The following is a 4,723-nucleotide window of genomic DNA, read 5'->3' on the forward strand; positions in this document are numbered from 1 at the left end:
TCTCGCGCGCCCGCGGCCCGGGCCGCCCGGCTCACCTCGACCGTCACCGCACCGGCATAACCGTGCCCCCGGAGGTGGGCCGGGGTCCCCGGGGAGTCCCGCGCGCGGCAGGGGGTTGTCATCCGACTGCTTCCGATATATCGTTGACGCATCGCGACTGATCGACGATGGAATGGAGTGATGGCGATGCGCAGCCACGGATACGAGCGTGGACACGGCCGTCGGCAGGACGGTCCCGGACGGCGAGGCCAGGACGGCTTCGACGGACGGCGTGCGGCTTTCGGGCCCTTCGGGCCGGGTGGCCCGGGCGGCCCCGGCTTCGGCGGCCCGGGTTTCGGCCCGGGTCCCTGGGGTCCCAGGGGGCGCGGCGGGCCGAGGGGCCGGGCGCGGCGGGGCGACGTACGGGCCTCGATTCTGGCCCTGCTCAAGGACCGGCCCATGCACGGTTACGAGATGATCCAGGAGATCGCCGAACGCAGCGGCGGGGCGTGGAAGCCCAGCCCCGGTTCGGTGTACCCCACCCTCCAACTGCTGGAGGACGAGGGGCTGATCACCAGCGCGAGCGAAGGCGGCAAGAAGCTGTTCTCGCTCACCGACTCCGGCCGTACGGCGGCCGAGGAGGGACCCGACGCGCCGTGGGAGGAAGCCTCGCGCGGCGTCGACTGGGAGGCGCTCGGTGAGATCCGCCAGGCCGGCTTCGGCCTGATGGAGGCGTTCGGCCAGGTCTGGAAGACCGGCAGCAAGGAGCAGCGCGAGAAGGCGCTGACCGTCATCAACGAGGCCCGCAAGAAGCTGTACCTGATCCTCGCCGACGAGGACTGACGGCCGACGAGCCGATGCGTGACGGATGTGACGGATGTGAGGGACGGACGGTCTCAGGGCCGTGCGCAGGGCGCCCCGCGGACACTCCGCGGGGCGCCCTGACGCGTGAGGGTCCACGGCCTGGTCCAGGCCGTCAGGACACCAGTCCCGCCAGCTTGCGCAGCGACTCGTGCAGGGCGGCCGTCCCCGAGTCCCTGAGCTTGCCCGCCATCAGGGACACGGCGGCACCCGTGAACTCGCCGTCGATCCGGACCGCGGTGGAGTCGCCGTCCGGTGTCAGGGTGTAGCGGGTGGCGACGGACACGGCCATCGGGCCCTTGCCGCGGATGACCAGCAGCCGGGCAGGCTCCAGCTCCGCCACGGTCCACTCGACCTCGGCCGGGAAGCCCATCAGCTTCATGTTCTCCTGGAAGGTGGCACCCACCTCCAGGATCTGGGGGCCGCCCTTGGGGAAAGCGGTGTGGGTCGCGTTCCACTCGCCGTAGGCGGACCAGTCCGTGAGCTGCGCCCACACCTTCTCGGCGGGGGCCGGGATGCGTGCCTCCGCGCTGACTTCGGCCATGCGACCACCTCTTCGTGTCGGGCTACGGTGTCGCGGAACGTAGCCTCAAGGACCTCAACATTCAATACTGATGAACCGTCAGGAAGTGCGCTGGGTGCCGGACCCGGCCTGTCAGGGCAGGCGGCCGCCGCTCCCCAGGCCCGTGTGGGACGCCGGGGGGCGGCGTCCCGGTCGCGGCCGGGGCGCGGGGTGTGGCGGCGCGCGCCCCTCGGGAAAAGCGGCCTGATCTCATCCGTAGGGAGGAGATTCCGGCCGGCCCGCTCCACTCTGCGTGGGACCCGAAGATGCTTCCCGCCGGGGATGACCGGACCGGCGGTGACTGATGGGGTAGGGGGGTGCACTCCCGTATCCCCCGGCAGTCGGCCCACGGGCCGGACAGCCGGCGCCCGGACCACTCCGACCACCGCGACAACGATGCCATGATCGGCGCGGAACTGGCGGCGGTGTTCGCCGGCGCGCGCCGCCGGTCGGTCCGCGACCGGGATCCGCAGATCGACACGGCCCATCTGCTGCACTCCCTGCTGGAGAACGACCCCGAGGTGCGCGAGGCCTTCGGCGGGGGACCGCGGATGGCCCGGCTGCTCGGCTACCTGGTGCAGCGCAGCATCGGCTACGGCCTGCGCTGGCAGGGCACGGTCGAGGACTCCGGCGAACTGCCCGTCGTGCGCGAGCCCGGAGGGCTCTCGCCGCTGGCCGCGGTCGCCCTGGAACGCGCCTGCGCGCGGGCCGCCTCGCGGGGCGGTGATCCGGCCCGGGGTGTCGACCTGCTCGCGGCGATCGTCGTGGACGGGCGGGCGCGGGCCGTCGAGGTGCTCACCCGCGCCGGGATCGACACCGGCGAACTCTCGGCCCGGATCGAGGCCGGCCCCTGGGGTCTCGGCGATTACGCCGGGGGCGGCGAACCCGGCGGCTGAGCAGCCGTGGGTCCCGGGCCGCGGTCCAGCCGGTGAGACAGGTGTCATCGGGGGTGACGCTCATGTCGTGGCCTGTCATCATGTGCGGGTGCACATGTCTGAAAGCGATCGGGGCGGCCGTGCGCGAGGTGTCGGGCTCGGCCTCGCCCTGGTGTCCGCGCTCGCCTTCGGCGGCTCCGGTGTCGCGGCCAAGCCGCTGATCGAGGCCGGCCTCGACCCGCTCCACGTGGTGTGGCTGCGGGTGACCGGCGCCGCTCTGGTGATGCTGCCTCTCGCGGTGCGCCACCGAGCCCTGCCGCGTGAGCGCCCGGCCCTGCTCGCCGGGTTCGGACTGCTGGGGGTGGCGGGGGTGCAGGCCTGCTACTTCGCCGCGATCTCCCGCATCCCCGTCGGGGTCGCCCTGCTCGTCGAGTACCTGGCGCCCGCGCTCGTCCTCGGCTGGGTGCGTTTCGTGCAGCGGCGGCCGGTGACCCGGGCCGCCGCGCTCGGGGTCGTCCTCGCGGTCGGCGGCCTGGCCTGTGTCGTCGAGGTGTGGTCGGGCCTGAGCTTCGACGCGCTCGGTCTGCTCCTCGCGCTCGGCGCCGCCGGCTGCCAGGTCGGCTACTTCGTCCTCGCCGACCCCGGCCCCCGCTCCGGCGACCGGGCGCCCGACCCGCTCGGCGTCATCGCCTACGGCCTGCTGGTCGGGGCCGTCGTCCTGACCGCCGTCGCCCGCCCCTGGACGATGGACTGGTCCGCGCTCGGCCGCTCGGCCGACCTGAACGGCACGCCCGTCGCGGCCGGCCTGCTGCTCGCCTGGATCGTGCTGATCGCCACCGTCCTCGCCTACGTCACCGGGGTGCTGTCGGTGCGCCGGCTCTCCCCGCCGGTCGCGGGCGTCGTGGCCTGCCTGGAAGCGGTCGTCGCGACCGTCCTGGCCTGGGTCCTGCTCGGCGAGCACCTCTCGGCGCCGCAGATCGCCGGCGGCGCGGTGGTGCTGGCGGGCGCGTTCATCGCCCAGACCTCCTCGCCCGGCAAGGACCGTGGCGAGCTGGAGCCCGCCGGCGACGCCGAAAGAGAGTTGTCGGCCCGCGGAACAGCGGCCTAGGCTGCGGATCATGCACACGCACGCACTCGTTCTCCCGCCTCCGGCCGCCTGAGGCGGGCTCCCCGGTGAAGCCGCCCGGCGCACGGCGCCGGGCGAGACGGTGCTGCCCGCAGACGAAGTCCGCGGACCCCGCCACGCGGTGGTCCCCGTCCCGAACTTCGCGCACTGTGCGCGGCTGCGGAGAGAACACGTGTCGAACCACGCCGCAGGCCTGCCCGTCCGGCAAGGCCTGCTCTGTCTGATCGTCGCCGGAATCGCCTGGGGCACCGCCGGCGCCGCCGCCTCCCTGGTCTACCGGGCCGGTGACATGGGGCCCGTCACCCTTTCCTTCTGGCGGTGTGCGGGAGGACTGGTCCTGCTGACCGCCGCCCGCCTGCGGCGCCCACGCCCCCGGACCGCCGTCGCGGGCCCGCGCGGGCGCCGGATCCTGCGGGCGGGGGTGACCGGAGTGGCCCTCGCCGTCTTCCAGACGGCCTACTTCGCGGCCGTCGAGGCCACCGGACTCGCCGTGGCGACCGTCGTCACGCTCGGCGCCGGTCCCGTGCTCATCGCGCTCGGCGCCCGGCTCACCCTGGGCGAGCGCCTCGGCCGGGCGGGTAGCGCCGCCGTGACCGGCGCGCTCACCGGGCTCGCGGTTCTGGTGCTCGGCGGCGGGGCGGCGACCGTCCGGCCGGGGGGTGTGCTGCTCGCGCTGGTGTCCGCGTCGGGATACAGCGTGATGACGCTGCTCACCCGCCGGTGGGGCCGCGGCGGCGGGACCGACTCCGGCGGTACGACGGTGAGCGCGTTCGCGGTGACGAGCCTGTGCCTGCTGCCGTTCGCCCTGGCCGAGGGCCTGGTCCCGCACACCGCCGAACCGGTGCGTGTGGTGGCCCTGCTGGCGTTCGTCGCGGCCGTGCCCACGGCCCTCGCCTACGCCCTGTACTTCGCCGGCGCGGCCGTCGTGCGCTCCGCCACCGTGTCCGTGATCATGCTCCTCGAACCGGTCAGCGCGGCGGTGCTCGCCGTCACCCTGCTCGACGAGCGGCTCACCGCGGCCACGCTGGCGGGCACCGCGCTGATGCTCGGTTCGGTCGCCGCGCTCGCGGTGGCGGAGGCGCGCGACTCGGGCAGGAGGAAGCCGGTGCCCGTGCCGGTGCCGACCGGGTGACTTCGCCACGGGTCGGCGGCGTCCGCCGGGTCACGGCGCCCACCCGCCGGTGGTGCCTGCCGGGTGACGGCTTCCACCCGCCGGTGGTGCCTGCCGGGTGACGGCTTCCACCCGCCGGTGGTGCCTGCCGGGTGACGGCTTCCACCCGCCGGTGGTGTCCATCGGCTGACGCCGCCCGCCCGCCCGCC

Annotated in this window: 5 protein-coding genes and 1 pseudogene; 4 read left to right on the top strand and 2 right to left on the bottom strand. The window is 74.6% G+C overall.

Annotated features, from left to right (window positions below):
- Window positions 1–86: pseudogene (locus ABZT03_RS43105) on the bottom strand (GNAT family N-acetyltransferase); the annotation flags it as partial.
- Between the two features lie 100 nt (window positions 87–186).
- Here ABZT03_RS43105 and ABZT03_RS43110 point away from each other — a divergent pair.
- A complete protein-coding gene (locus ABZT03_RS43110; protein ID WP_356049639.1) occupies window positions 187–822 on the top strand; it encodes a PadR family transcriptional regulator in 636 nt (211 codons plus the stop codon).
- Window positions 823–955: 133 nt separating this feature from the next.
- Here ABZT03_RS43110 and ABZT03_RS43115 read toward each other — a convergent pair whose 3' ends face one another.
- Window positions 956–1,384 carry an SRPBCC family protein gene (locus ABZT03_RS43115; RefSeq protein ID WP_356049640.1) on the bottom strand — a complete coding sequence of 143 codons (429 nt, stop codon included), beginning with the start codon at window positions 1,382–1,384 and terminating at the stop codon, window positions 956–958.
- Window positions 1,385–1,719: 335 nt separating this feature from the next.
- Between ABZT03_RS43115 and ABZT03_RS43120 the strand changes: the two genes are divergently transcribed.
- The 3 genes from ABZT03_RS43120 (at window position 1,720) to ABZT03_RS43130 (ending at window position 4,535) form a co-directional block, all read left to right on the top strand.
- Window positions 1,720–2,298 carry a Clp protease N-terminal domain-containing protein gene (locus tag ABZT03_RS43120; protein ID WP_356049641.1) on the top strand — a complete coding sequence of 193 codons (579 nt, stop codon included), beginning with the start codon at window positions 1,720–1,722 and terminating at the stop codon, window positions 2,296–2,298.
- Between the two features lie 94 nt (window positions 2,299–2,392).
- Complete coding sequence (locus tag ABZT03_RS43125; RefSeq protein WP_356049643.1) at window positions 2,393–3,385, top strand: EamA family transporter; 993 nt, start codon at window positions 2,393–2,395, stop codon at window positions 3,383–3,385.
- 190 nt (window positions 3,386–3,575) lie between these two features.
- Window positions 3,576–4,535 (top strand): DMT family transporter, encoded by a 960-nt coding sequence (locus tag ABZT03_RS43130; protein WP_356049645.1) that lies wholly within the window; start codon window positions 3,576–3,578, stop codon window positions 4,533–4,535.
- Window positions 4,536–4,723 lie beyond the last annotated feature (188 nt).

This window comes from Streptomyces sp. NPDC005574 (genome assembly GCF_040605435.1).
GTDB lineage: Bacteria > Actinomycetota > Actinomycetes > Streptomycetales > Streptomycetaceae > Streptomyces.